This is a genomic window from Erwinia sp. 2186, from assembly GCF_057812255.1.
In genome coordinates this window covers 1075040-1099645 of record NZ_CM173824.1, presented here as the reverse complement: position 1 = coordinate 1099645, position 24606 = coordinate 1075040, and the positions used below count along the sequence as shown (strand labels likewise).

The following is a 24606-nucleotide window of genomic DNA, read 5'->3' as shown; positions in this document are numbered from 1 at the left end:
CTATCGCTGCGGTAAATAACGCAGCGGGTTTACGGATTTCCCCTTGTAACGAATTTCAAAATGCAATCTGACCGAACTCGTGCCGGTACTACCCATGGTGGCGATCTTTTGACCCGCTTTAACTTCTTGTTGTTCACGGACCAGCATAGTGTCGTTATGGGCGTATGCACTCAGGTAGTCATCATTATGTTTGATGATAATCAAGTTACCGTAACCGCGAAGGGCGTTACCGGCATACACAACGCGCCCTGAGGCGGTTGAAATGACGGGTTGTCCTCGCGAGCCCGCGATATCAATACCTTTATTGCCTCCTTCGGAAGCAGAGAAGTTATCGATGATCTTACCGTCGGTCGGCCAACGCCAGCTTCCCACTGGGGTGCTGCTGTTGGTTGTGCTACTGACGGTCGGAGCGGTAACCGGCGCTGTTGTCGTTGCAACAGTCGTTGTGCCGGATGATGGCAACATTTTGCCTTCACTTGGTTTACCTGAATCCTCAGAATACGTAATAACAGGCTGGTGTGCAACAGCCCCGCCCTGGTTTTGTGGCGCAGAAGGCTGGACAGCGACACCGCCCGCAGAGGCATCCGCTGCGGTCACCGCATTACCACCGGTTAAGGTTCCACCGGAGCCGTTACTAACCTGCAACTGCTGGCCAACATTGAGCGCATAAGGCGCGGCAACGTTATTTCGTTGGGCTAAATCACGGAAATCATTGCCGGTGATCCAGGCAATATAGAACAGCGTATCGCCCCTTTTCACCGTATAGGTCTGTCCGCCGTAGCTACCTTTAGGAATATTCCCATAAGAACGGTTGTAGACAATATGGCCATTCTCGGTCACCACGTTCTCTTGTGGTGCAGCATTGCTGCTGGAAATGTTCTGTGGCGCGCTCACCACATTGGAGGAGTTGGCCGAAATAGAGGCCGGTGGCGCGGTGTAGCCGCCATTGCCGCTATTGGCGTTGCTGAGCACTCCGCTGTTGCTGTTACCGCTGCCGCTGCTGGCGTTGGAGCCACCGCTCAACATACCGCCAGAGCCGCCGCCACTGCCGACAGAACTGATAGGGGCTTGTGTGGAGTTATCGCTGGAACAGCCAGCTAACCAAAAACCAACAAGTGAAACGGCCGCAATCCGGCGCAACTTAAACATTGGGCTTCCCGTGCTCATTTATATCCCCCTGAAGGCAAAACTGTGACTACTGCCGCGACGCACCTGGCCCGCATACAGTAATAAAGAGTGAAATTAAGCAGATAGTAACAACATCACAGACCCGGTGCCATTTACAGATGTGTGCAATTGCTAACGATCCGTCAGGCTAAGTCGCCTTTTACCAGCGGCACAAAACGCACTGGCTCAACGATATCGACGATAAACTCACCGCCCTTACGGCGGATGCGCTTCAGTTCCTGATGCTCTTCACCCACCGGCAACACCAGGATCCCGCCTTCGTCCAACTGCGACATTAGCTCGACAGGAATTTCTGGCGGCGCGGCGGTGACGATGATGGCATCAAACGGCCCGCGAGACGGCCAGCCCTGCCAGCCGTCGCCGTGCCGGGTAGAAACATTATGTAAATCAAGCTGTTTTAACCGTCGCTTGGCCTGCCACTGCAAGCCCTTAATCCGCTCGACGGAGTAAACGTGTTCGACCAGGTGTGCCAGGATCGCAGTCTGATAACCCGATCCGGTACCAATTTCTAACACGCGTGATTCTGGCGTCAGCTCCAGCAGCGCGGTCATTTTCGCCACCATATACGGCTGGGAAATGGTCTGGCCGGAGCCAATCGGCAACGCCATATTCTCCCACGCCTTGTGCTCAAACGCCTCGTCCACAAAACGCTCACGCGGTACATCTTCAATCGCTTTCAGCAACCGTTCATCGTCAATGCCCTGCTGGCGCAACTGTGCCAGTAGCGTATCAATGCGGCGACTCACCATTCGCGACTGACCTCAACGCTGGACAACCACGACGCCACCACATCCTGCGCGGCATGCGCGGTTAAATCGACGTGCAGCGCGGTGACGGAGACATAGCCCTGGTCAACTGCGGCAAAATCGGTATCCGGGCCTGCATCCAGCTTTTGTCCCGGCGGCCCAATCCAGTACATCATATTGCCGCGCGGATCCTGCTGCGGGATAACCTGATCGCTTGGATGGCGGCTACCACAACGGGTGACGCGAATGCCCTTGATCTCTGACAACGGTACATCCGGCACGTTGATGTTCAGAATGCGACCGGTGCGTAACGGTTCGCGCAGCAACGCACGCAGTATAGAACAGGTTACCGCCGCTGCCGTGTCGTAATGCTGATGCCCATCCAGCGACACCGCCAGCGCAGGCAGTCCAAGATGACGCCCTTCCATCGCCGCCGCTACCGTCCCGGAATAAATCACATCATCCCCGAGGTTCGGGCCGGCGTTGATGCCGGACACCACGATATCCGGCTTCGGCTGCATCAGCGAGTTCACACCCAGATAGACGCAGTCTGTTGGCGTGCCCATTTGCACCGCGATATCGCCGTTGGGATAGGTGAAGGTGCGTAACGGCGTTTCCAGTGACAGCGAATTGGAGGCGCCGCTGCGGTTGCGGTCAGGCGCCACCAACTGCACCTCAGCAAACTCACGCAAGGCCGCAGCCAGCGTCTGAATGCCAGGCGCATGAATACCGTCATCGTTACTCAGCAATATTCGCATCATCACCTTCTTGTAGAAGAACTTCACGCACCAGTGTGGTGGCAAAACTGCCCGCAGGCAGCCAGAAAGTCAGCTCAACGGTCACGTTATCCTGCCAGTCCCAGCGCAGATCGCGCGGTTTCACCAGCACCGCACGACGGGCCGCATCGACTTTCTCACGCTCAAGCAGTGTAATCAATTCTGTCTCAGTCGCCAGGCTTCGTTGCTCAAAGTCCAGCGCATCCTGCAAGGTTCCCCAGGCGCCGCTGCCGGGAAGCGGTGCGGTCACGCGCAGTTCGTCGTTATCGACGCGCGCCTGCAACGTTTCCAGTTCCGCCTCTTCCGCCACGAACCAGCTGCCCCGTCCGGTCAGCTGGAGCGCATCGCCAGCCATCACGGTGGTCAGCGAGCCTTGCTGCGCTAACCGGTCGCTCGCCACCTGGTTGAACATCGCGCTACGGGCGGCAGAAAACAGGAAGCTGCGCTTGTTACGCTCCTTCACCCGGATCTCGTTGGCTGCCCAGCGGCGCGCCATCAGCAGGTTATTGCCATCATGACCAAAGCGCTGCACGCCAAAATAGTTTGGCACACCGGCGGCGGCAATCTGCTGCAAGCGCTGCTCAACCGCATCACGATCGGAAATCTGACGCAAAATAAGGGTAAAGGCATTGCCCTGCAGCGCCCCCGTACGCAGTTTACGTCGATGGCGTGCACTTTCCAGTACCTCGCAGCCTGGCAGCTGAAAAGCAGAAAAATCTGGCGTCTCTTTGCCGGGAATGCGCAGGCAAATCCACTGCTCGGTGACCGCATGGCGATCTTTCATGCCGGCAAAGCTGACGTCACGCGGATGAATACCGGCAAACTTCGCCAGCGCTTCCGCGACAAATCGGGTGTTACAGCCGGTTTTGCGAATGCGCACCAGCACCTGCTCGCCATCGCCGTCCGGGCCATAGCCGAGGTCTTCGATGACGATAAAATCTTCCGGGTTGGCTTTCAGCACGCCGGTGGCCGTGGGCTTGCCGTGCAGCCAGCTCAGCTCATCGGCCATTACGCATCCGCCTTAAAGATCAGTGCAACCGCTTCACAGGCAATGCCTTCGCCACGACCGGTAAAGCCCAGCTTCTCGGTGGTGGTGGCTTTGACGTTAACGTCATCCATATGGATACCCAGATCTTCCGCGATGTTGATGCGCATCTGCGGCACATGGGGCAACATTTTCGGCGCCTGTGCGATGATCGTGACGTCAACGTTGCCTAAGCGGTAGCCTTTTTTCTGGATCTGACGCCAGGCTTCACGCAGCAGTTCGCGGCTGTCCGCGCCTTTATAGGCGGCATCCGTGTCCGGGAACAGCTTGCCAATATCGCCCAGCGCGGCGGCACCCAGCAACGCATCGGTCAGCGCATGCAGCGCCACGTCACCGTCGGAATGTGCCAGTAACCCTTTTTCATAAGGAATTCGCACGCCGCCAATAATCAGCGGGCCTTCGCCGCCAAATGCGTGAACATCAAAACCGTGGCCGATACGCATTATGCGCTCTCCTTATTCTGTGATTGAGTCAGGTAAAACGCCGCCAGCGCCAAATCTTCCGGCCGCGTTACCTTAATGTTGTCGCTGCGGCCGATCACCAGTTCAGGATGATAGCCACAATACTCCAGAGCCGATGCCTCGTCGGTGATCGTCGCCCCTTCCCTTAACGCCCGTTCAAGACAGGTGCGCAGCAGTTCCAGCGGGAACAGCTGCGGCGTCAGCGCATGCCATAAGGCTTCGCGATCGACAGTATGCGCTATCGCCTGTTTCCCCGCTTCGGCCCGCTTCATTGTGTCACGCACCGGGGCCGCAAGAATGCCGCCCACGCGACTGGTCGCGGTGATCGCCAGTAACCGCGTGAGGTCATCAAGATGCAGACAGGGACGCGCAGCGTCATGAACCAACACCCAGCGCGAGGCAGACGCCGCCTGCAGGCCTGCCAGCACGGAATCCGCACGCTCTTTGCCGCCGTTCACCACAGTGATACGCGGATCGCTGGCCATTGGCAGCGCAGGAAAGAAGGGGTCATCAGGACTGATGGCGACAATAATACGGCTGATGGCTGGATGCGCCAGCAAGCTGTTAAGCGCATGTTCCAGCAGCGTTTTGCCACCGATTGAAAGGTATTGTTTGGGGCACTCTGCCTGCATCCGGCTGCCGATCCCGGCAGCGGGAACCACAGCGATGATGTCCGGAAAGGACCCTGCGATGTTCATGAGTTATCGTTGCTGACTGTTAGAAGCACCCTGCTGCGCGTTTCGTTTATTTTGATCCGGCACAAGGCGATAGAAAGTCTCACCGGGTTTAATCATCCCCAGCTCGTTACGTGCGCGTTCCTCAATTGCTTCAGAACCGCCGTTAAGGTCGTCGATTTCTGCAAACAACTGATCGTTTCGCGCTTTTAGCTTCGCGTTGCCGCCTTGTTGCACCGCAACATCGTCTTTAACACGCGTAAAATCATGTATGCCGTTCTTGCCTAACCAGAGCGAATATTGTAACCAGCCCAGTAGCACAAGTAACAGCAGAGTAAGTTTTCCCATCCCCGCCCCCTGAAAACGGCTCAATCATCCCATAACTTTACATCCGACTCCACTTTCACAGTGATTTAACCGTCGATTGGTGGATCGGTGAGCGTTCCCCGCCCTGAAATCAGGTTTTGCGAGCAAAGTTTTGTAACCGCAGTGGGAATTCTGACATCAAATCCTGCCAGCCGGGCTGGCGAAAGATCCAACAAAGAGACCGGCTACCATCCGGTCAGTAGCGTAAACAGCAGCCAGAACAGACAGACCACCACCACAGCGGTCAGCAAAATGGTCCAAATCAACTGGCCCCGCAGCAGCACGTTGGCGACAATGCCGACCAACACCGAAACCGGCAGCAGCGCCAGGAAAAACGGCCAGGTATAAAGAAAGAAAAACAGCGTGTTTGCCCCATACATCACAAAGGGGATCGCCAGCGCGAGCCAGTATGAGGCAAAGCCAACCACACCACCGGGAAATGACCAGGAAGGGTCTTCCTGATCCCGATCGTCTTTGCGGGCGAGCATGGGCGTAACGTTATGCATAAGTATCCTGTTGACGCGAAATACAGCACGCTCTGAGGCGTTTTGCCGGGGCTATCTCAGGGGGTGATGATATCGCGACAACGCGGGAGATCTAACACTTGAACCCGCAATATTGTTACCAATTGTTCGCGGTTTTTCCTACGCAGCAGTAAGAAGCGCCCGGGTCTTTCCAGCGCGCTTCTGTGGCTATTTTTGAGGGCAATATTAACCGGCAATCACACCACGCTGGCGGAGGACATCCAGCGTTTGCGTCAGCAGATGGGCAACGGCCTGTTCACCGTCGAGATGGATTTCCGCCTGTTCAGGCGCTTCGTACACGCCATCGATACCGGTGAAGTTACGCAACTCTCCGGCACGGGCTTTCTTGTAGAGTCCTTTCGGATCGCGGGCTTCGCAGATCGCCAGCGGCGTATCCACAAACACCTCGATAAAGCGCCCTTCTCCCAGCAACTCCCGCACCATCTGACGTTCTTCACGATGCGGAGAGATAAACGCGCTGAGCACCACCAATCCGGCATCGACCATCAGTTTGGCCACTTCACCGACCCGACGGATGTTCTCTTTGCGGTCATCATCACTGAAGCCCAGATCGCGGCACAAACCGTGACGGACATTATCGCCATCAAGCAGGTAGGTGCTGACACCCACCTGTTGCAGCGCTTGCTCCACTGCACCGGCCACCGTGGATTTACCCGACCCCGAAAGGCCGGTAAACCACAACAGCACGCCCTGATGGCCATGCTGCTGCTCACGATCTTCCCGCGTGACAAAGTGCGAATGCCAGATGACGTTCTCATCGTGTTCTGCGGCCATTATTTGCCGCCCAACAGATCGCGTGCGCCCCAGTGTGGGAAGTGACGGCGAACCAGTTCGTTCAGCTCCAGCTCGAAAGCGCTAAAGTTGCCCGGATTCTGCACCACGTCTTCCAGCGGCTGACGGATCATCCCGGCGCCGACGGTGACGTTGCTCAGGCGATCGATAATGATCATGCCACCGGTCACCGGGTTCTGCTGATACTGATCCAGCACCATCGGCTCATCAAAGGTCAGATCGACCAGACCGATACCGTTCAGCGGCAGGCTTTCCGCATCATGTTTCGCCAGGCTGTTGATCTCAACCTGATGTTCAATCTTCTCAACACGGGCGCGAGTTTTCTTGCCGGCGATTTTAATGTCAAAGCTCTGGCCTGGCACCAGCGGCTGTTCCGCCATCCATACCACGTCAACCGACGCGGCCTGCACTGGCTTCAGCGTGGCATCGGCCGCCACCAGCAAATCACCGCGGCTGATATCGATTTCGTCTTTCAGCACCAGGGTGATCGCTTCACCGGCCTGCGCTTCCTGCAGATCGCCGTCAAAGGTCACGATGCGGGCAATCGACGATTCAACGCCCGATGGCAGCACCTTGACGCGCTGTCCGACGGTCACGGTGCCGGATGCCAGCGTGCCGGCGTAACCGCGGAAATCCAGGTTCGGACGGTTAACGTACTGCACCGGGAAACGCATCGGCTGCTGCTCAACCACGCGCTGCACCTCGACAGTTTCCAGCACGTCCAGCAGCGTTGGGCCGGTGTACCAGCTCATCGCTTCGCTTGGGGAGGCCACGTTCTCGCCTTCCAGCGCCGACAACGGCACAAAGCGGATATCGAGATCGGCGGGCAACTGGCCGGCAAAGTCGAGGTAATCCTGTTTGATCTGCTCGAAGGTCGCTTCGCTGTACTCAACCAGATCCATTTTGTTGATCGCCACGATCAGGTGCTTGATGCCCAGCAGCGTGGAGATAAAGCTGTGTCGACGCGTCTGATCCAGCACGCCTTTACGCGCATCGATCAGCAGGATCGCCAGGTCGCAGGTGGATGCGCCGGTGGCCATGTTGCGGGTGTACTGCTCGTGTCCTGGCGTGTCGGCAATGATGAACTTACGCTTCTCGGTGGAGAAATAGCGGTAGGCGACATCAATGGTAATGCCCTGCTCGCGCTCGGCCTGCAGGCCATCCACCAGCAGCGCCAGATCCAGTTTCTCGCCCTGAGTGCCGTGACGCTTGCTGTCGTTATGCAGTGAAGAGAGCTGATCTTCATAAATCTGACGGGTGTCATGGAGCAGGCGACCAATCAGCGTGCTCTTGCCATCGTCGACGCTGCCGCAGGTCAGAAAACGCAGCAGGCTTTTATGTTGCTGGGCGTGCAGCCAGGCTTCCACGCCGCCCTGGTCGGCAATTTGTTGTGCAATGACGGTATTCATCTCGGCTCCTTAGAAATAACCCTGGCGTTTTTTCAGCTCCATCGAGCCGGACTGGTCGCGGTCGATCATGCGGCCCTGACGTTCACTGGTGGTGGAAACCAGCATCTCTTCAATGATCTCCGGCAGCGTTTGCGCCTCGGATTCCACCGCGCCGGTCAGCGGCCAGCAGCCGAGGGTACGGAATCGGACCATGCGCTGCTCAATCACTTCGCCAGGTTGCAGATCGATACGGTCGTCATCGATCATCATTAACATGCCATCGCGCTCCAGCACCGGACGCGGTGCGGCCAGGTACAATGGCACGATGTCGATGTTTTCCAGGAAGATGTACTGCCAGATATCCAGCTCGGTCCAGTTGGAGAGCGGGAAGACGCGGATGCTTTCGCCTTTATTGATCTGGCCGTTGTAGTTGTGCCACAGCTCAGGACGCTGATTTTTCGGGTCCCAGCGGTGGAAACGGTCGCGGAACGAGTAGATACGCTCTTTCGCACGGGATTTTTCTTCATCACGACGGGCACCGCCGAACGCGGCATCAAAGCCGTACTTGTTCAGCGCCTGCTTCAGGCCTTCGGTCTTCATGATGTCGGTGTGCTTGGCACTGCCGTGAACGAAGGGATTGATGCCCATCGCCACGCCTTCCGGGTTTTTGTGTACCAGCAGCTCGGCACCGATGTTTTTCACCGTGCGGTCGCGGAACTCGTACATTTCACGGAATTTCCAGCCGGTATCCACGTGCAGTAACGGGAACGGCAGCGTGCCCGGATAGAATGCCTTGCGCGCCAGGTGCAGCATCACAGAGGAGTCCTTGCCGATGGAGTACATCATCACCGGGTTGCCAAACTCTGCTGCCACTTCACGGATAATATGAATACTTTCCGCTTCCAGTTGACGCAGGTGAGTCAGTCGTTTTTGATCCATAACCTTTCCTCAAGCCAAATTCACAACGGCGGACTCACGTCCGGCCTGCTGCGCTGAATGTTGAAACCATGCCAGTTGCTGATGCAGGTGAACCACTTCGCCTACCACCAGTAATGCCGGCGTCGGTGCGCGTTGCGCTAATGCTTCTAATTCTTCCAGCGTGCCGGTCAGCACCTGCTGATCCTGACGCGTCCCGCGGCCGATCACGGCCACCGGCGTCTGTGCGTCACGGCCATGGGCAATCAGCTGCGAGGAGATTTCCCCCGCCTTCATGGTGCCCATATAAATTGCCAGGGTCTGACGCGAGACCGCCAGGGATGCCCAGTCGAGCCCTTCGCCATCGGCGCGGCAATGACCGGTAATAAAGGTGGCGCTCTGCGCGTAGTCGCGGTGGGTCAGCGGGATGCCAGCATAGGCGGTCGCACCCGCCGCAGCGGTCACGCCGGGCACAACCTGGAAAGGAATGCCGGCTTCAACCGCCGCCTGCAGCTCTTCGCCGCCGCGGCCAAAGATAAACGGGTCACCGCCTTTGAGGCGCACCACGCGCTTGCCCTGTTTCGCCAGCGACACCAGCATGCGGTTGGTCTCTTCCTGCGGAATGCTGTGCGCATTGGCACGCTTGCCCACGCAGATACGGTCGGCGTCACGGCGCACCAAATCGAGAATTTCATCGCTGACCAGATGGTCATACAGCACCACGTCAGCCTGCTGCATCACCTGCAAGCCGCGCAGGGTCAGCAAACCCGGATCGCCCGGACCGGCACCGACCAGAATGATTTCGCCTTCGCCAGCATCGGGATCGTCAAGCTGTTGGTCCAGCGTGCGCTTCGCGCCCTCGATATTGCCGGAGGCCACCTGGCTGGCAAACAGGCCGTTAAAGGCCGCTTCCCAGTAGCGACGACGCTCGGACATTTTGCCGAGCCGCTGCTTCACTTTCGTCCGCCACTGACCGGCAAGCTCCGCCATCTGACCAAGGTTGGCAGGCAGCAGGGCTTCCAGCTTCTCACGCAGTAACCGCGCCAGCACCGGTGCCGTGCCGCTGGACGAGATCGCCACCACCAGCGGGGAGCGATCGACAATAGAGGGGAAAATAAATGAGCACTTCGGCTGATCGTCCACCACGTTGGCCAGCATCTGACGCTCGGTGGCATCGTGATAGACGCGGGCATTCAGTTCGCCGTCGTCAGTGGCAGCGATCACCAGATAGGCGCCGTCCAGCAGCGCGTTCTGATACTCTTTGGCTATCCAGCTGACCTCGCCACTGTTTTCCAGCGCGGTCAGCTCCTCACACAGCGTGCGAGCGGCGATTTGCACCCGGGCACCCGCGCGACGCAGCAAATCAATCTTGCGCGCAGCCACGTCACCGCCGCCTACAATCAGCACCGGTTTGTTTCGGATGTCAGCAAAAATCGGAAGATAGTCCACGTCAGCCTTTTCTGTAATTACACAAAGTTAGCGTGACTATACGGCCCTGGCTTAAGGCTTATGAAATTACTAATTGGAATGAGTAGTTACCGAATGGAATAACGATCTGGCATAGCATCCGACAAAATGTGCTTAAGGGATGATATTTAGGGGTTTTCAGAGAGATTGAAATTGTGCAATCGCCGTCACACTTTCATACTAAGCGGGTAAAAATATTTCGCAAGATCGTCACAGGATGACGACTAAGGATCCCGCATGTTTTCCCGACTCCGCCTGCGCGCGCTTGCCGTGTTGCTCAGTTGCGGTGCTATTTTTCCTCTGCAGGCCGCGAGCCAGCCAGAGGGCCATTTTGCTGAACAGCAACTGCGTCACATTGCCACCTACTTCCCTGGCCGCATGGCCGGCAGTCCCGCCGAGATGCTGACCGCAGATTATCTGCAACATCAGTTCAGCAGCATGGGCTATGAAAGCAACAAACGCGACTTCACCGCCAGCTATCCCTATCGCTTACAGGATGGGCAGATTACGCCGCATAAAGTCACCGCCACCACGGTGATTGCCGCCCGCGAAGGCAAGGTGCCCCAGCAGATTGTGATCGTCACCCAAGCCGACACCTTTATGCCGGTCAGCGACAGCGATCGCCAGCATAACCTCGGCGGCCTGACGTTACAGGGTGCAGACGATAATGCTTCGGGTCTTGGCGTAATGCTGGAGCTGGCGCAGCGTCTGAGCAAGGTGCCGCTGCACTACAGCCTGCGCTTCGTGGCATTAAGCGGTGAAGAGAACGGCCATCAGGGCGAAGCGGATTACCTCGCCCGCCTGAAGCCGGAAGAGAAGAAGAACACGCTGCTGGTGATCAACCTGGACAGCCTGATTGTCGGCGATAAACTTTACTTTGATAGCGGCAGCCATACGCCGGAAGCCGTCGCCCGACAAACCCGCGACCGCGCGCTGGCCATTGCCCGCCAGCATGGACTGGCAGTGGCCAGCAATGGCAAAGCCGTGAAGAACCAGCCGACCGACGATCTGTTCGATAAAGCCGGCATTCCTTTATTACACGTGCGCGCCACCAACTGGGAGCTGGGTAATAAAGATGGCCAGCAGCAACGCGCCATCAGCCGCCACTTCCCAGCGGGCACCACGCGCCATCAGGCCTCGCTGGATAATCTTGCATACCTCGATCGCTGGCTGCCTGGACGCATTACGCAACGCACCCGAAGCACCGTTAAGATCCTGCTGCCGCTGGTCACCGAGCTGGCGAACCCCAAAACCTGAGAGGAGCTACCGCATGTACATCGTCTATCTGAACTATGTCCGCCCGCTGGAAGAGGTGGAAGCCGTGCTGGATCCGCACGTCGCGTGGTTGAACAAGTATTTTGACGCCGGCGTGTTTATCACCGCAGGCCGCAAAGATCCGCGCACCGGTGGCGTGCTGATGGTGAAGGATATCGATCGTGAGCGCCTGAACACCATTCTCGCCGAAGATCCCTTCCAGGCCGTTGCCGAGTATGAAGTGACGAAGGTCAACGTCACCCGCAGCGCGGAGGAATTCCAGTCGCTGGTGGGGATTTAAGCGCAAAAAAAAACGCCTGATGGCAGCATCAGGCGTCGATCGTTCATTTCACTCTGCGGCGTTATTCGTGCAGACCGCATTCGCGCTTCAGACCAAAGAAGCGCGTCTCTTCTTCCGCCATGCCTGGCTCCCATTTGCGGGTGGTGTGCGTATCGCCAACCGACAGATAGCCCTGATCCCACAGCGGGTGATAACCCAGATCGTTATCCTGCAGGTACTGATGCACCTGACGATTATCCCAGTCGATGATTGGCAGCAGCTTAAAGACACCACGCTGGATGGCCAGCACCGGCAGATTGGCGCGGCTGCTGGACTGATCGCGACGCAGACCGGCGAACCACGTCTGGGCCTTCAGCTCTTTCATCGCGCGGTTCATCGGCTCAACTTTATTGATGTCGTTGTAGCGTTCAATGCCTTCCACGCCCTGCTCCCACAACTTGCCGTAACGCGCTTCCTGCCAGGCCGCGCTCTGTTCAGCACGGTAGACTTTCAGGTTGAGCTGCAGCTTGTCGGTCAGATGATCGATAAACTGATAGGTTTCCGGGAACAGGTAGCCGGTATCGGTGAGGATCACCGGAATGCCGGGCTTCGCCTGATTGACCAGATGCAGGCTGACCGCCGCCTGAATGCCAAAGCTGGAAGAGAGCACCGCTTCGCCCGGCAAATTCTCCAGCGCCCAGAGCACGCGATCCTGGGCAGACAGTTTCTCCAGCCTGGTGTTCAGCTCCGCCAGCGCCATCACGCGCTTAACCTTCGGTAATTCGTTCAGTTCAGAGAGATCGAGTACAGACATTATCACGCCTCCGTCATGCCCAAAAATCGCGGGCCGGATCAACAACCGGTTTCACCACGCCTGCGCGGATAGTGAAATCACCAAAGCCTTCATCGGCTTCGCGTTCTGTTGACCAGCGACCCAGTAATTCATCAAGGGTAGACAAAATTTCGTCTTCGGTGATGTTTTCACGGTACATCCGTGGGATACGCGTACCGATGCGGTTACCGCCCAGATGCAGGTTGTAACGGCCCGGCGCCTTGCCCACCAGCCCAATTTCCGCCAGCAGCGCACGGCCACAGCCGTTAGGACAGCCGGTTACGCGCAGCACGATGTGCTCATCGCCCACGCCGTGTGCGGTCATCAGACCTTCCACCCGGGTGACGAATTCTGGCAGGAAGCGTTCGGCTTCGGCCATCGCCAGCGGACAGGTCGGGAACGACACGCAGGCCATCGAGTTTTCGCGCTGGGCAGTGACGCTTTCCATCAGCCCATGACTGCGCGCCAGCGCTTCAATTTTCGGCTTATCCGCTTCCGGCACGCCGGCAACAATCAGGTTCTGGTTAGCGGTCAGACGGAAGTCGCCCTGGTGAATTTTGGCGATTTCAGCAATACCGGTCTTCAGCGGACGGCCCGGATAATCCAGCAGGCGACCGTTTTCGATAAACAGCGTCAGGTGCCATTTGTCATCGATACCTTTTACCCAGCCAATGCGATCGCCACGGGTGGTGAATTCGTAGGGACGCGTCGGTTCAAAGGTGATGTCAGCACGACGCTCAACTTCCGCCTTAAAGGTTTCCACGCCGACACGCTCAAGGGTGTACTTGGTTTTGGCGTTTTTACGATCGGTACGGTTACCCCAGTCGCGCTGCGTGGTGACCACGGCTTCCGCAACGGCCAGCGTTTTATCCAGCGGCAGGAAGCCAAACTCGCTGGCGGTGCGGGCATAGGTCGCTTTGTTACCGTGATCGATAGACAGACCGCCGCCGACCAACAGGTTAAAGCCGATCAGCTTGCCGTTCTCGGCAATTGCCACGAAGTTCAGGTCGTTGGCGTGCAGATCCACGTCGTTGTGCGGTGGCACCACCACGGTGGTTTTGAATTTACGCGGCAGATAGGTTTCGCCCAGAATCGGCTCTTTGTCGGTGGTGGCAACCTTCTCTTTATCCAGCCAGATTTCCGCATAGGCACGGGTCTGCGGCAGCAGATGCTCGGAGAGCTTCTTCGCCCACTCGTAGGCTTCCTGATGCAGTTCGGACTCCACCGGGTTCGAGCTGCACAGCACGTTACGATTGACGTCATTGGCGGTAGCCAGTGAATCCAGCCCCACTTCACTCAGCATCTGGTGAGCGGGCTTGACGTTGCCCTTCAGGATGCCGTGGAACTGGAAGGTCTGACGGTTGGTCAGACGGATGCTGCCATAAATGGTGTTGTTCTCGGCAAATTTGTCGATGCCCAGCCACTGCTTAGGCGTGATGATCCCGCCCGGTAAGCGGCAGCGCAGCATCATCGCGTGGCGCGGTTCCAGCTTCTGCTCGGCACGTTCGGCACGGATATCACGGTCATCCTGCTGATACATGCCGTGGAAACGGATCAGTAAAAAGTTATCGCCGGTAAAGCCGCCGGTCAGACCATTCTGCAGATCTTCGGTGATGGTACCGCGTAAGTAGTTGCTCTCTTTCTTCAGGCGTTCTGCGTCGGTGAGTTTGCCTTCAACCACCAGCGGGCCAGGATGTTTTTCATTGCTCATTAGTAAACGTCTCGCTGATAACGGCGCTCAATGCGCAGCTCACTTAAGAATTCGTCGGCGGTCTCTGTGTCCATGCCACCGTGCTCGGCGACCAGTTCCAGCAAAGCCTGCTCGACATCTTTCGCCATACGGTTGGCATCACCGCAGACATAGATGTGCGCACCCTGTTGGATCCAGTCCCACACTTCCGCCCCTTTGGCGCGGATTTTATCCTGTACATACACTTTCTGCTGCTGGTCACGGGACCAGGCCAGATCGATATTGGTCAGCAGGCCATCCTTCACGTAACGCTGCCACTCTACCTGGTAGAGGAAGTCATCGGTAAAGTGCGGGTTGCCAAAGAACAGCCAGTTTTTGCCGGCGGCGCCGTCCGCATCACGTTGCTGCATAAAGGCGCGGAACGGGGCGATGCCGGTGCCAGGGCCAATCATGATCACCGGCGTTTCCGGGTTGGCCGGTAAACGGAAGTTATCGTTATGCTCAATAAACACCCGCACGTCGCCATCTTCTTCCAGACGGTCGGCCAGGAAGCTGGACGCCCCGCCAGCACGCGCGCGGCCATCAATGTCGAAGCGGACCGCGCCAACGGTGATATGCACCTCGGTATCGTTCTCCGCCTGCGATGAAGCAATAGAGTAGAGACGCGGCGTCAGCGGACGCAGCAGCGCAATCAACTGCTCAGCGGTCAGCTCAACCGGCGCACCGCGTACCATGTCGACGATTGGCGTGTTCTGCGCGTAATGCTGCAGCCTGGGCTTTTCGCTGATCAGGCCCAGCAGCGTTTCGTCGCGGCTCAAGGTGCCGTACTGCTCAACGATCTGCGGCGTGTTGACCGTCAGTTCAAAATGTTTTTGCAGCGCCTCACTCAGGGTCAGCGTCTGGTCATTGACCGTGACGCTCTCATCGCCTTTTAGCCACACCAACTCAACCAACTCCTGCACCAGCGCTGCATCATTTTCAAACCAGACGCCTAACGCATCGCCCGGCTGATAACGCAGGCCCGAGTCGCCCAGATCGATTTCAATGTGGCGAACATCTTTGTCAGAGTCCCGGCCGGTAATTTTCTGATTAACGGCGAAGCTGGCGGTCAGCGGATCTTCTTTGCTGTACGGGCTGCTGAACACTTCGTTCACCGAGCCGGCGGCAGTGGCGGCCGCTGCCGCCGGTGATTCGGCCGGTACGCGGGCTTTCAGGATGGTAACAATCTGCTTGCGCCACTGCTCGGCGTCTGCGGCGTATTCCACATCGGCATCGACACGATCCAGCAGGCGTTCACCGCCCATCTCCGCCAGTCTACTGTCGAAGTCCTTCCCGGCCTGGCTAAAGAATTCATACGAGGTATCACCCAGCCCGAACACGGCAAACGCGGTGTTATCCAGCTTCGGCGCCTTTTTGGACATCAGGAACTTGTGTAACGCCACGGCTTCTTCAGGCGGTTCGCCCTCACCCTGGGTCGAGGTCACCACCACCAGCAGTTTTTCCTGGGCGATCTGCTTGAACTTGTAATCACCGGCGTTAACCAGGTTGACGTTCAGTTTCGCGGCCAGCAGGTCGTCGCGCAGCTGTTCTGCCAGACGGCGGGCGTTGCCGGTTTGCGACGCCGAAAGCAGGGTAATCGCCGGGGCTTCAACCGGTGCCGGTGCGCTGACGGCGGCGGTGCCGGGAGCCTGATTGACCATGCCCCAGAAATAACCGGAGAGCCAGGCCAGCTGAGTCGTGGAGTAATCCCCGGTGGCCGCCTGCAAACGGGCGAGTTGTTCCGGGTTAAGCGGAAGCAGAGAGCTTGGAGGTGCCTGAGTCGTCATTGCGTAGAAGGTTCCAGTATCGGTGGTCCGGGCCGTAAAGACAGCAAGATGAGAGTAGGGTAACGACTAGCATAATAACCATTAAATAAGGGTTGGTAATAATAAATAACCAAAATGACTAAACGGTTTTACGGGTAAGGCATAGTGGCAAAACAGGTTAATTAACTCACTGATATTCAACAGGTTAGAAGCGACATCGTTTACCGATAGTGCTCAGAATAAGAAACAGCCGGGAAACGGGTGCGAAAAAAGGCTTTTTCGGGTAGACTTCGGCGGTTTTTTCAAGAAAAGTTTACTGAGACTGTTATGGCTACCACGCTGTTTAAAGATTTTATGTTCGAGGCTGCTCACCATCTGCCTAACGTTCCTGCAGGGCACAAATGTGGCCGCCTGCACGGGCACTCCTTCCTGGTGCGGCTCGAAATTACCGGCGAAGTGGATGCGCATACCGGCTGGATTATGGACTTTGCCGAACTGAAAGCGGCCTTCAAGCCGATCTACGACCAGCTCGATCATTACTACCTGAATGAGATTGCCGGTCTGGAGAATCCAACCAGCGAAGTGCTGGCGAAATGGATTTGGGATCAGATGAAACCGAAGCTCGCAGAACTGAGCGCGGTGACCATCAAAGAGACCTGCACCGCGGGCTGCATCTACAGAGGTTAAGCGATCGGCTGCGGCCAACGCTCTGCTTTATTAACCCCGGATAGAAAAAGGGGAGAACCTTGCGGTTCTCCCCTTTTCTTTGTCCGCTGTTCACAGTGGACCACTAAGCGATGTTCAGGTACTTATGCGTCTGCATCGATAAACGCCAGTTGTGCTTGATACAGGTTTCAATGCACAGCTTAGTCGCATCGTCTTTCTGACTGATCGGCTGCAGCGCGATAATCCGCGGCTTGTCATCATTCAGCGTGGCCAACAGCGCCTGTAAAGCCTCCACATCACGCTGACGGGCCACCGGATGCTTCACTTCATCCGCGCGCACCAGCGCCTGATTCAACACGTCATAACCCCCGCGCATATTCACCTTCGGCGACACCGTCACCCAGGTCTCTGCGCTGCAAAGCACCTCGTGAGTACCGCTGGTTTCGATCTGGCAGCTGAAGCCGTGCTGTTGCAGCGTCTGGGTCAGCGGCGTCAGATCGTGGATGCAGGGCTCGCCGCCGGTGATCACAATATGGCGCGCCGTCCAGCCATGGTTGGCAATCACTGCCAGCAACGCGGCGGCATTGGCCGAGCCCCACGCATCGGTTTCGACGGTTTTGGTTAAGATATCGCCCAGCGAGGTTTCCCGATCGGCCAGCTTATCCCAGGTGTGTTTGGTATCACACCAGCTGCAGCCCACCGGGCATCCTTGCAGGCGGATAAAAATTGCCGGAACGCCGGTATAAAACCCTTCGCCCTGCAACGTCTGGAACATTTCATTAATCGGGTACTGCATGACAGTCTCAACTGGAAGTGAATTTAAGGGCGCAGAGTATGGCAGATTGGCGCGGAGATAGCCAAACCGCTTTGTGCTGGCTGGCGGCTATCTGACTTCCGTTAGGTGAGGGTTGAAGGGGCCAGCGTGCTGCCGGCCCCGGCGGATTACATAAAGTTGTCCTGATGCATCTCGGTCATCGCCTGTTTCGCCACGTCTTTTGCGCCACTCAGGGTGAAATGGCCATAGTCGTTGGAGATGGGATGCCCATCCGACGCCAGCCCACGACAGATATCGCCCGGACAAATGATGGAATAAACCGAGATGTAGCGGGTCTGCGCATCCACCATCGCCTGCTTCATCGCGCTGTCGGTCTGTTTGATGCTGTGGTCGATCGACGACGCCACCAGATCTTTACGGCCGTCGGTCTGATAGGCCAGCAGGTCCGGCAACGCTTCCGAATACTCAATGGTCGGGCCCATCACGATCACGTTGTCCGACACGCCTTTCAGATGCTGTAGTGTGGCTTTCAGCGGCGCAATGTCTTCCGGTGCCCAGCGTGCGGAGATGATGATGCCGTCAATCTTGTGTTTGGGGATCCACGAGCCGTAGACATAATCCACCAGATCGGTACAAGGGTTGCGCAGCGACTGCTGGTACAGCGGCTTACAGCCTGCCGAAGTGGCCTGAATCACATTGATGCCCTGCCCGGCCGCCAGGCTGAGTGCCCGCCACAGATGGGCCGCATGGCTGTCGCCAATCAGCACGTAATTTTTCGCCGTGTCTGAGGTTTTCAGGCAGTAATCCCGATCGAACGGTTTATCTTCCTCGCTTTTACCGTCCACAAAGCAGCGGCCCAGTCGGTACTGATAGTTAAATTCGGGCATGTCCTTGTACTGGGTATATTTCGCCAGCGCCAGCGCATCCGTGGAGAACTGGCCGGCATTGTTGTCGAGATGCCCTTTATAGAAGGTGCCGGAAGCCATCAACACCAGCCCCACCACCGACGCCGCCACAATTCTGCCCGGGCTGAACACCGCCAGCTTGTAGCGGAAGGGGATTTCAATCAGGTAACGAGAGGCGACCGCCAACAGCAGCGACAGGCCAGCGATAACCATCTCGCGAACGCCAGGCGCAAAGTTCGCGAACATCCGGCTGTAAACGATAATCGGCCAGTGCCACAGATACAGGCAGTAGGAGATCATGCCGATGTAGACGATCGGCTTCAGCGCCAGCACGCGGGAAACCGCCGCTTTTTGCCCGGCAAGAATAATCAGGAAGCTGCCGAGACAGGGCCAGAGGGCATTCCATGCCGGGAAGGGTTTATCGGTGTTGAGCCACAGGAAGCCAAACAGGATCAGCCCGAGTCCCGCCAGGCTCATCAGATGTTTAATCCCCTGCGACACCTTCGCCATTTTCGCTTCCAGGCCAGCAACCGCAATGATGCCGCCCAGCGCCAGTTCCCATGCGCGGGTTGGCAGCATATAGAAGGTGAAGGTCGGTTTTCGTGTCACCGCATAGATGCTTAACATCAGCGATACGGCGATAATCAGCAGCATCACCTGCGTGGTGCGCTGACGGAAGAAGCGCACCACCAACAGCAGGATCACCGGGAAGATAATGTAGAACTGCTCTTCAACGGCCAGCGACCAGGTATGCAGCAGCGGCTTCAGTTCGGCTGGCCCGGCAAAGTAGCCGGTGGTTTTCCAGAAGAAGATGTTCGACGAGAACAGCAGCGTGGCCAGCGAACTGTTGCTGAGATCGCTGAACTGCGCCGGCAGCAGATGGTAGTAGCCAAAGGCTAAGGTGGTCAGCATCACCACAAACAGCGGCGGCAGAATGCGCAGGCTGCGGCGTTTGTAAAAATCCAGATAGGAGAAGGTGTTGTTCATAGCGCCATTGTAAATAATGCCGCAGATAAGGTAGCCTGATATCACGAAGAAGATATCCACGCCGGTAAACCCGCCCGGGATCCCGGATATTCCCATGTGATAGGCGATTACCGGCAACACCGCCAGCGCCCGCAGTCCATCTACATCCGCTCTGTATTTCATTTTATACTGGTCCTGATTACATTTCGTAACCGCGAACTTACATAAATTGACCTGATATTTCGCCCTCCTTAACACAAATCAGACCATTCCTTAAAAGGCAGATTTTTTCCGCAACTCATTAATAAAATTCACAAATACTGCAGATCACCCCGCTGACAGGCCGGTTTTTTCAGATAATCCTCAGGTGGCGTGTGCCGCACCGCTGCGCTGGACTTAAAACGTGCGCAGCAAACCTTGCATATTTTTACACCCGACAGGATTGCTAGCAATCTTCATTCAGGTAGTATTGCTGGGGAAATGACCACAATAAAAAAGGAAACTGATGTGCAAACCGTTCAACAAAGCCGCAGGAACTTCCTCTCTACCGGCGCCAGAATGACCGCTGGCAGCGCCCTTCTTGCCTCTGGGATGGCAGGCGCCGCAACCGTCAACAATGCATCGGCAAGCGTACCCTGCGACGATGCCAGCCAGACCAAAACCCTCGCTGATGCGCATTACGTCCTGCGAAACGTCAGGCTGGAAGAGGGATTTGAGCGCGAAGGCGAGATGATTATCGCCACGCACACCGCGCTCTACGATCTGGAAATCAATCACGGCAAAATCGTCGCGATAAGTCAGGTTAAGGCGCGCGCGGCCAGCGCCCTGCCCGCCTACGATGCACAGGGCATGCTGCTGCTGCCCGCCACGCGCGATATGCATATCCATCTGGATAAAACCTTTTACGGCAGCCACTGGGAAGCGCCACGCCCGCGCAAAGGCAAAACCATCATGGATATGATTGCCCGTGAGCAGGTCATTATCCCGCGGCTGCTGCCGCACTCTGTCGAGCATGCCGAAGCGATCATCGGGCTGTTACAATCCAAAGGCACCACCGTTGCCCGCAGCCACTGCAATATCGATCCGGTCAGCGGCCTGAAAAGCCTGGAGCATTTGCAGATTGCCTTGCAGAAGCATCAGCAGGACTTCAGCTGTGAGATTGTGGCGTTTCCACAGCATGGCCTGCTGCACGCTAACGTCGATGGCCTGATGCGTGAAGCGATGCAGATGGGCGTGCAGTACGTTGGCGGCCTCGATCCGACGAATGTTGATGGCGCAATGGAGAAGTCGCTGGATGCGATGTTCCAGATCGCGCTGGATAGCCACAAAGGCGTCGATATCCATCTGCACGAAACTACCCCAGCGGGCATTGCCGCGGTGAAGTACATGATCAGCACCGTCGAGAAGAACCCGCAGCTGAAGGGCAAGGTCACGCTGAGCCACGGCTTTGCGTTATCGGTAATGCAGGGAAATGAGCTGGAAGAGGTGATCAACGGCCTGGCCGAGCAGCAGTTTACCGTGGCTTCCACGGTGCCGATTGGCAAACTCTCAATGCCGCTGCCGCAGTTGAGTGAGAAAGGCGTGTTCGTAATGACCGGCACCGACAGCGTGATCGATCACTGGTCGCCGTTTGGCACCGGCAGCATGCTGGAGAAAGCCAATCTGTATGCCCAGCTGTACGGCAACTCCGACGAGTTCGGCCTGACCCGTTCGCTGGCGATTGCCACCGGCAATATTTTGCCGCTGAGCGATGCGGGGCAGCGTCAGTGGCCGGCGGTCAATGATGCGGCGGAGATGATGCTGGTCGACGCCAGCTGCTCAGCCGAAGCGGTGGCCCGCGTACCGGCGGTGCAGGCCACCTTCCATCAGGGAAGACTGGTGTTCGGACAGCTGAAAAAGGCATAAAAAAAACCGGGCCCGCGATTAACGGGCCCGGTTTAGTTTCAGCTGAAATTCCTCAGCCCGTGACGGGCCGGGAAGTCAGGTCATTACTGACCTTTAACTTCTTTCAGACCGTTGAATGGCGCACGTGCTCCCAGCGCTTCTTCGATACGGATCAGCTGGTTGTACTTAGCAACACGGTCAGAACGGCTCATAGAACCGGTTTTGATCTGGCCCGCTGCAGTACCTACCGCCAGGTCAGCGATAGTGGCGTCTTCGGTTTCACCTGAACGGTGAGAGATCACTGCGGTATAACCAGCATCTTTCGCCATTTTGATCGCAGCCAGAGTTTCGGTCAGAGAACCGATCTGGTTGAATTTGATCAGGATGGAGTTAGCGATACCTTTGTCGATACCTTCTTTCAGGATCTTGGTGTTGGTTACGAACAGATCGTCGCCCACCAGCTGGATTTTGTCGCCCAGTACTTTAGTCTGGTATGCGAAGCCAGCCCAGTCAGATTCGTCCAGACCGTCTTCGATAGAGACGATTGGGTACTGTTTGGTCAGGTCTTCCAGGAAGTGAGTGAACTCTTCAGAGGTGAATTCTTTGTTGCCTTCACCCGCCAGCACATACTTGCCGTCTTTGTAGAATTCAGATGCTGCACAGTCCATCGCCAGGGTGATGTCTTTGCCCAGCTCGTAGCCTGCTGCTTTTACCGCTTCAGCGATAACCGCCAGCGCTTCTGCGTTGGAACCCAGGTTAGGCGCGTAGCCACCTTCGTCACCCACAGCCGTACCCATACCTTTAGACTTCAGCACTTTCGCCAGGGTGTGGAACACTTCAGAACCCATACGGATGGCTTCTTTCAGCGTTTTTGCGCCCACAGGCTGGATCATAAATTCCTGGATGTCGACGTTGTTGTCGGCGTGCTCGCCGCCGTTGATGATGTTCATCATTGGCAGTGGCATAGAGAATTTGCCCGGGGTACCGTTCAGCTCAGCGATGTGCTCATACAGCGGCATGCCTTTGGCAGCAGCAGCGGCTTTCGCAGCAGCCAGAGAAACAGCCAGAATGGCGTTAGCGCCGAACTGGGATTTGTTCTCGGTACCGTCCAGATCGATCATGATCTTGTCGATGTTTGCCTGGTCTTTCGCGTCTTTACCCGTTACCGCGTTAGCGATAGGGCCGTTAACCGCAGCAACGGCTTTCGTTACGCCTTTACCCAGGAAACGAGATTTGTCACCGTCACGCAGTTCCAGCGCTTCGCGAGAACCGGTAGAAGCGCCTGATGGTGCAGCAGCCATACCTACGAAACCGCCTTCCAGGTGCACTTCAGCTTCAACGGTCGGGTTTCCACGGGAGTCGATGATTTCGCGACCGATGACTTTAACGATTTTGGACATTAGTTTTTCCTCAGTATCAAGTTTACTTAAACTCAGACAAACAACGCCCGGATTAACCGCCATTTTGGCGCTGCAGCGGTGTGAGCTGCAGCCCGGCATCTGGTGATTAGTCAGTCAGCGCCATTATGAAAATACTTAGTTTGCCAAACGCTTCTGGTAGTCGCTAGCGGCTTTCACAAAGCCAGCAAACAGCGGGTGACCGTCACGCGGGGTTGAGGTGAATTCCGGATGGAACTGACACGCAACAAACCATGGATGGTCAGGGATCTCAATGATCTCCACCAGCTGGTCATCCCCGGAGCGGCCTGCCACACGTAATCCAGCCGCTTCAATCTGCTTCAACAGCATATTGTTGACTTCATAACGATGGCGATGACGCTCAACAATGGTTTCTGAACCGTACAGCTGGTGAACCAGACTGTCGGTGGTCAGCTGGCACTGCTGGCTGCCCAGACGCATGGTGCCGCCTAAATCGCTCTGCTCGGTGCGCTGCTCAACATTGCCTTCTTCATCACGCCATTCGGTGATCAATGCCACCACCGGATACTTACAGTCTGGCACAAATTCCGTGGAGTTTGCGCCTTCCATTCCGGCGACGTTACGGGCGAATTCCATCAGCGCAACCTGCATACCCAGGCAAATGCCGAGGTAAGGAACGTTGTTCTCACGCGCGTAACGGGCGGTCATCAGTTTGCCTTCCACACCACGGTAGCCGAAGCCGCCAGGGATAAGAATAGCATCCAAATCTTTCAGCAATTCGACACCGCGGGTTTCAACATCCTGCGAGTCGATCAGCTTGATGTTTACCGTCACACGGTTTTTCAGACCACCGTGCTTCAGGGCTTCAATCACTGACTTGTACGCATCTGGCAGCTCGACATATTTGCCGACCATACCGATAGTCACTTCGCCGCCCGGATTGGCTTCTTCGTAGATCACCTGTTCCCATTCGGCCAGGTTCGCTTCCGGTGCATTTAGATTGAAGCGCTTACAGATAAAGTCATCCAGACCCTGGGATTTTAACATGCCCGGGATTTTATAAATGGAATCAACATCTTTCAGCGAGATTACCGCTTTTTCCGGCACGTTACAGAACAGGGCGATTTTCGCACGTTCGTTGGCGGGTACGGCGCGATCGGAACGGCAAATCAGCACGTCTGGCTGAATACCGATGGACAGCAGTTCTTTTACCGAGTGCTGAGTTGGCTTGGTTTTCACTTCGCCAGCGGCGGCCATGTAAGGCACCAGCGTCAGGTGCATATACAGGGTGTGCTCGCGGCCAACCTGAACCGCCATCTGGCGGATAGCTTCAAGGAATGGCAGGGATTCGATATCACCCACGGTGCCGCCAATTTCAACCAGCACCACATCATGGCCTTCACCGCCTTCGATGATGCGCTCTTTGATGGCATTGGTGATATGCGGGATAACCTGAATGGTCGCGCCCAGATAATCGCCCCGGCGCTCTTTGCGCAGGACTTCTGAGTAGATACGGCCAGTGGTGAAGTTGTTACGACGGCTCATCTTGGTGCGGATGAAACGCTCGTAGTGACCCAAATCCAGATCGGTTTCTGCGCCGTCGTCGGTGACGTACACTTCGCCGTGTTGAGTTGGGCTCATGGTGCCTGGGTCCACGTTGATGTACGGGTCCAGTTTCATGATGGTCACGTTAAGACCGCGTGCTTCAAGAATAGCGGCCAGGGAGGCTGCGGCAATGCCTTTTCCCAGAGAGGATACGACCCCGCCGGTCACAAAAATATAGTTCGTTGTCATGCTGAACCTGAGA

The 24606-nt window shown here is 56.7% G+C and carries 23 protein-coding genes; 4 read left to right on the top strand and 19 right to left on the bottom strand.

The features are described from left to right. The 12 genes from nlpD to cysG form a co-directional block, all read right to left on the bottom strand. Positions 1-1167, bottom strand: coding sequence for a murein hydrolase activator NlpD (gene nlpD / locus ACXKZG_RS05050; RefSeq protein ID WP_013203538.1), 1167 nt, complete (start codon positions 1165-1167; stop codon positions 1-3). A 143-nt stretch (positions 1168-1310) separates the two neighbouring features. Next, positions 1311-1937: a protein-L-isoaspartate(D-aspartate) O-methyltransferase gene (locus ACXKZG_RS05045; RefSeq protein WP_013203539.1), complete on the bottom strand. Its 627-nt coding sequence runs from the start codon at positions 1935-1937 to the stop codon at positions 1311-1313. Then, positions 1931-2692 carry a 5'/3'-nucleotidase SurE gene (surE, locus tag ACXKZG_RS05040; protein ID WP_488876227.1) on the bottom strand — a complete coding sequence of 254 codons (762 nt, stop codon included), beginning with the start codon at positions 2690-2692 and terminating at the stop codon, positions 1931-1933. The genes ACXKZG_RS05045 and surE overlap by 7 nt, the downstream gene beginning before the upstream one ends. After that, a complete protein-coding gene (gene truD, locus ACXKZG_RS05035) occupies positions 2673-3719 on the bottom strand; it encodes a tRNA pseudouridine(13) synthase TruD (RefSeq protein ID WP_488875798.1) in 1047 nt (348 codons plus the stop codon). The genes surE and truD overlap by 20 nt, the downstream gene beginning before the upstream one ends. Next, a complete protein-coding gene (gene ispF, locus ACXKZG_RS05030; protein ID WP_013203542.1) occupies positions 3719-4198 on the bottom strand; it encodes a 2-C-methyl-D-erythritol 2,4-cyclodiphosphate synthase in 480 nt (159 codons plus the stop codon). Before ispF ends, truD begins: the two co-directional genes overlap by 1 nt. Beyond that, positions 4198-4908, bottom strand: a complete 711-nt coding sequence (gene ispD / locus ACXKZG_RS05025; protein ID WP_346595946.1) for a 2-C-methyl-D-erythritol 4-phosphate cytidylyltransferase — start codon at positions 4906-4908, stop codon at positions 4198-4200. Before ispD ends, ispF begins: the two co-directional genes overlap by 1 nt. Before the next feature lie 9 nt (positions 4909-4917). Next, positions 4918-5238, bottom strand: a complete 321-nt coding sequence (ftsB, locus tag ACXKZG_RS05020) for a cell division protein FtsB (protein WP_013203544.1) — start codon at positions 5236-5238, stop codon at positions 4918-4920. A gap of 203 nt (positions 5239-5441) precedes the next feature. Further along, positions 5442-5762 carry a DUF3561 family protein gene (locus ACXKZG_RS05015; protein WP_013203545.1) on the bottom strand — a complete coding sequence of 107 codons (321 nt, stop codon included), beginning with the start codon at positions 5760-5762 and terminating at the stop codon, positions 5442-5444. 204 nt (positions 5763-5966) lie between these two features. Then, entirely contained in the window at positions 5967-6575 is a 609-nt protein-coding gene (gene cysC / locus ACXKZG_RS05010; protein WP_013203546.1) for an adenylyl-sulfate kinase, read from the bottom strand. Continuing rightward, complete coding sequence (cysN, locus tag ACXKZG_RS05005) at positions 6575-8002, bottom strand: sulfate adenylyltransferase subunit CysN (protein WP_013203547.1); 1428 nt, start codon at positions 8000-8002, stop codon at positions 6575-6577. The genes cysC and cysN overlap by 1 nt, the downstream gene beginning before the upstream one ends. 9 nt (positions 8003-8011) lie before the next feature. Continuing rightward, on the bottom strand, positions 8012-8920 hold the full coding sequence (gene cysD / locus ACXKZG_RS05000; protein WP_013203548.1) for a sulfate adenylyltransferase subunit CysD: 909 nt from the start codon (positions 8918-8920) through the stop codon (positions 8012-8014). A gap of 9 nt (positions 8921-8929) precedes the next feature. Then, on the bottom strand, positions 8930-10345 hold the full coding sequence (cysG, locus tag ACXKZG_RS04995) for a siroheme synthase CysG (protein WP_134822632.1): 1416 nt from the start codon (positions 10343-10345) through the stop codon (positions 8930-8932). A 255-nt stretch (positions 10346-10600) separates the two neighbouring features. On the opposite strand from cysG, the gene ACXKZG_RS04990 reads away from it, so the two are divergent. Together ACXKZG_RS04990 and ACXKZG_RS04985 are read left to right on the top strand one after the other, a co-directional pair. Beyond that, a complete protein-coding gene (locus ACXKZG_RS04990) occupies positions 10601-11620 on the top strand; it encodes an aminopeptidase (RefSeq protein ID WP_346595697.1) in 1020 nt (339 codons plus the stop codon). 13 nt (positions 11621-11633) lie between these two features. Beyond that, complete coding sequence (locus tag ACXKZG_RS04985) at positions 11634-11918, top strand: YciI family protein (RefSeq protein ID WP_013203551.1); 285 nt, start codon at positions 11634-11636, stop codon at positions 11916-11918. A gap of 61 nt (positions 11919-11979) precedes the next feature. On the opposite strand, the gene cysH is transcribed toward ACXKZG_RS04985, so the two are convergent. Genes cysH through cysJ form a run of 3 tightly spaced genes read right to left on the bottom strand, consistent with a single transcriptional unit; the run spans position 11980 to position 16245 of the window. Beyond that, positions 11980-12711 (bottom strand): phosphoadenosine phosphosulfate reductase, encoded by a 732-nt coding sequence (cysH, locus tag ACXKZG_RS04980; protein ID WP_013203552.1) that lies wholly within the window; start codon positions 12709-12711, stop codon positions 11980-11982. Between the two features lie 13 nt (positions 12712-12724). Further along, positions 12725-14440: an assimilatory sulfite reductase (NADPH) hemoprotein subunit gene (gene cysI / locus ACXKZG_RS04975; RefSeq protein ID WP_013203553.1), complete on the bottom strand. Its 1716-nt coding sequence runs from the start codon at positions 14438-14440 to the stop codon at positions 12725-12727. Next, positions 14440-16245 carry an NADPH-dependent assimilatory sulfite reductase flavoprotein subunit gene (gene cysJ, locus ACXKZG_RS04970; protein ID WP_488875797.1) on the bottom strand — a complete coding sequence of 602 codons (1806 nt, stop codon included), beginning with the start codon at positions 16243-16245 and terminating at the stop codon, positions 14440-14442. Before cysJ ends, cysI begins: the two co-directional genes overlap by 1 nt. A 306-nt stretch (positions 16246-16551) precedes the next feature. Here cysJ and queD point away from each other — a divergent pair, with 306 nt between their 5' ends. Beyond that, entirely contained in the window at positions 16552-16911 is a 360-nt protein-coding gene (gene queD, locus ACXKZG_RS04965; RefSeq protein WP_013203555.1) for a 6-carboxytetrahydropterin synthase QueD, read from the top strand. A gap of 103 nt (positions 16912-17014) precedes the next feature. On the opposite strand, the gene queE is transcribed toward queD, so the two are convergent. Both queE and ACXKZG_RS04955 read right to left on the bottom strand, forming a co-directional pair. Continuing rightward, positions 17015-17686, bottom strand: coding sequence for a 7-carboxy-7-deazaguanine synthase QueE (gene queE / locus ACXKZG_RS04960; RefSeq protein ID WP_488875796.1), 672 nt, complete (start codon positions 17684-17686; stop codon positions 17015-17017). A 146-nt stretch (positions 17687-17832) separates the two neighbouring features. Next, positions 17833-19719: an acyltransferase family protein gene (locus tag ACXKZG_RS04955; protein ID WP_488875795.1), complete on the bottom strand. Its 1887-nt coding sequence runs from the start codon at positions 19717-19719 to the stop codon at positions 17833-17835. Between the two features lie 297 nt (positions 19720-20016). Between ACXKZG_RS04955 and ACXKZG_RS04950 the strand changes: the two genes are divergently transcribed. Next, positions 20017-21441 carry an amidohydrolase family protein gene (locus tag ACXKZG_RS04950; RefSeq protein ID WP_488875794.1) on the top strand — a complete coding sequence of 475 codons (1425 nt, stop codon included), beginning with the start codon at positions 20017-20019 and terminating at the stop codon, positions 21439-21441. A gap of 83 nt (positions 21442-21524) precedes the next feature. Here ACXKZG_RS04950 and eno read toward each other — a convergent pair whose 3' ends face one another. Beyond that, entirely contained in the window at positions 21525-22820 is a 1296-nt protein-coding gene (gene eno / locus ACXKZG_RS04945) for a phosphopyruvate hydratase (RefSeq protein ID WP_013203559.1), read from the bottom strand. A 135-nt stretch (positions 22821-22955) separates the two neighbouring features. Then, a complete protein-coding gene (gene pyrG, locus ACXKZG_RS04940; protein WP_013203560.1) occupies positions 22956-24593 on the bottom strand; it encodes a glutamine hydrolyzing CTP synthase in 1638 nt (545 codons plus the stop codon). Positions 24594-24606: the final 13 nt, after the last annotated feature.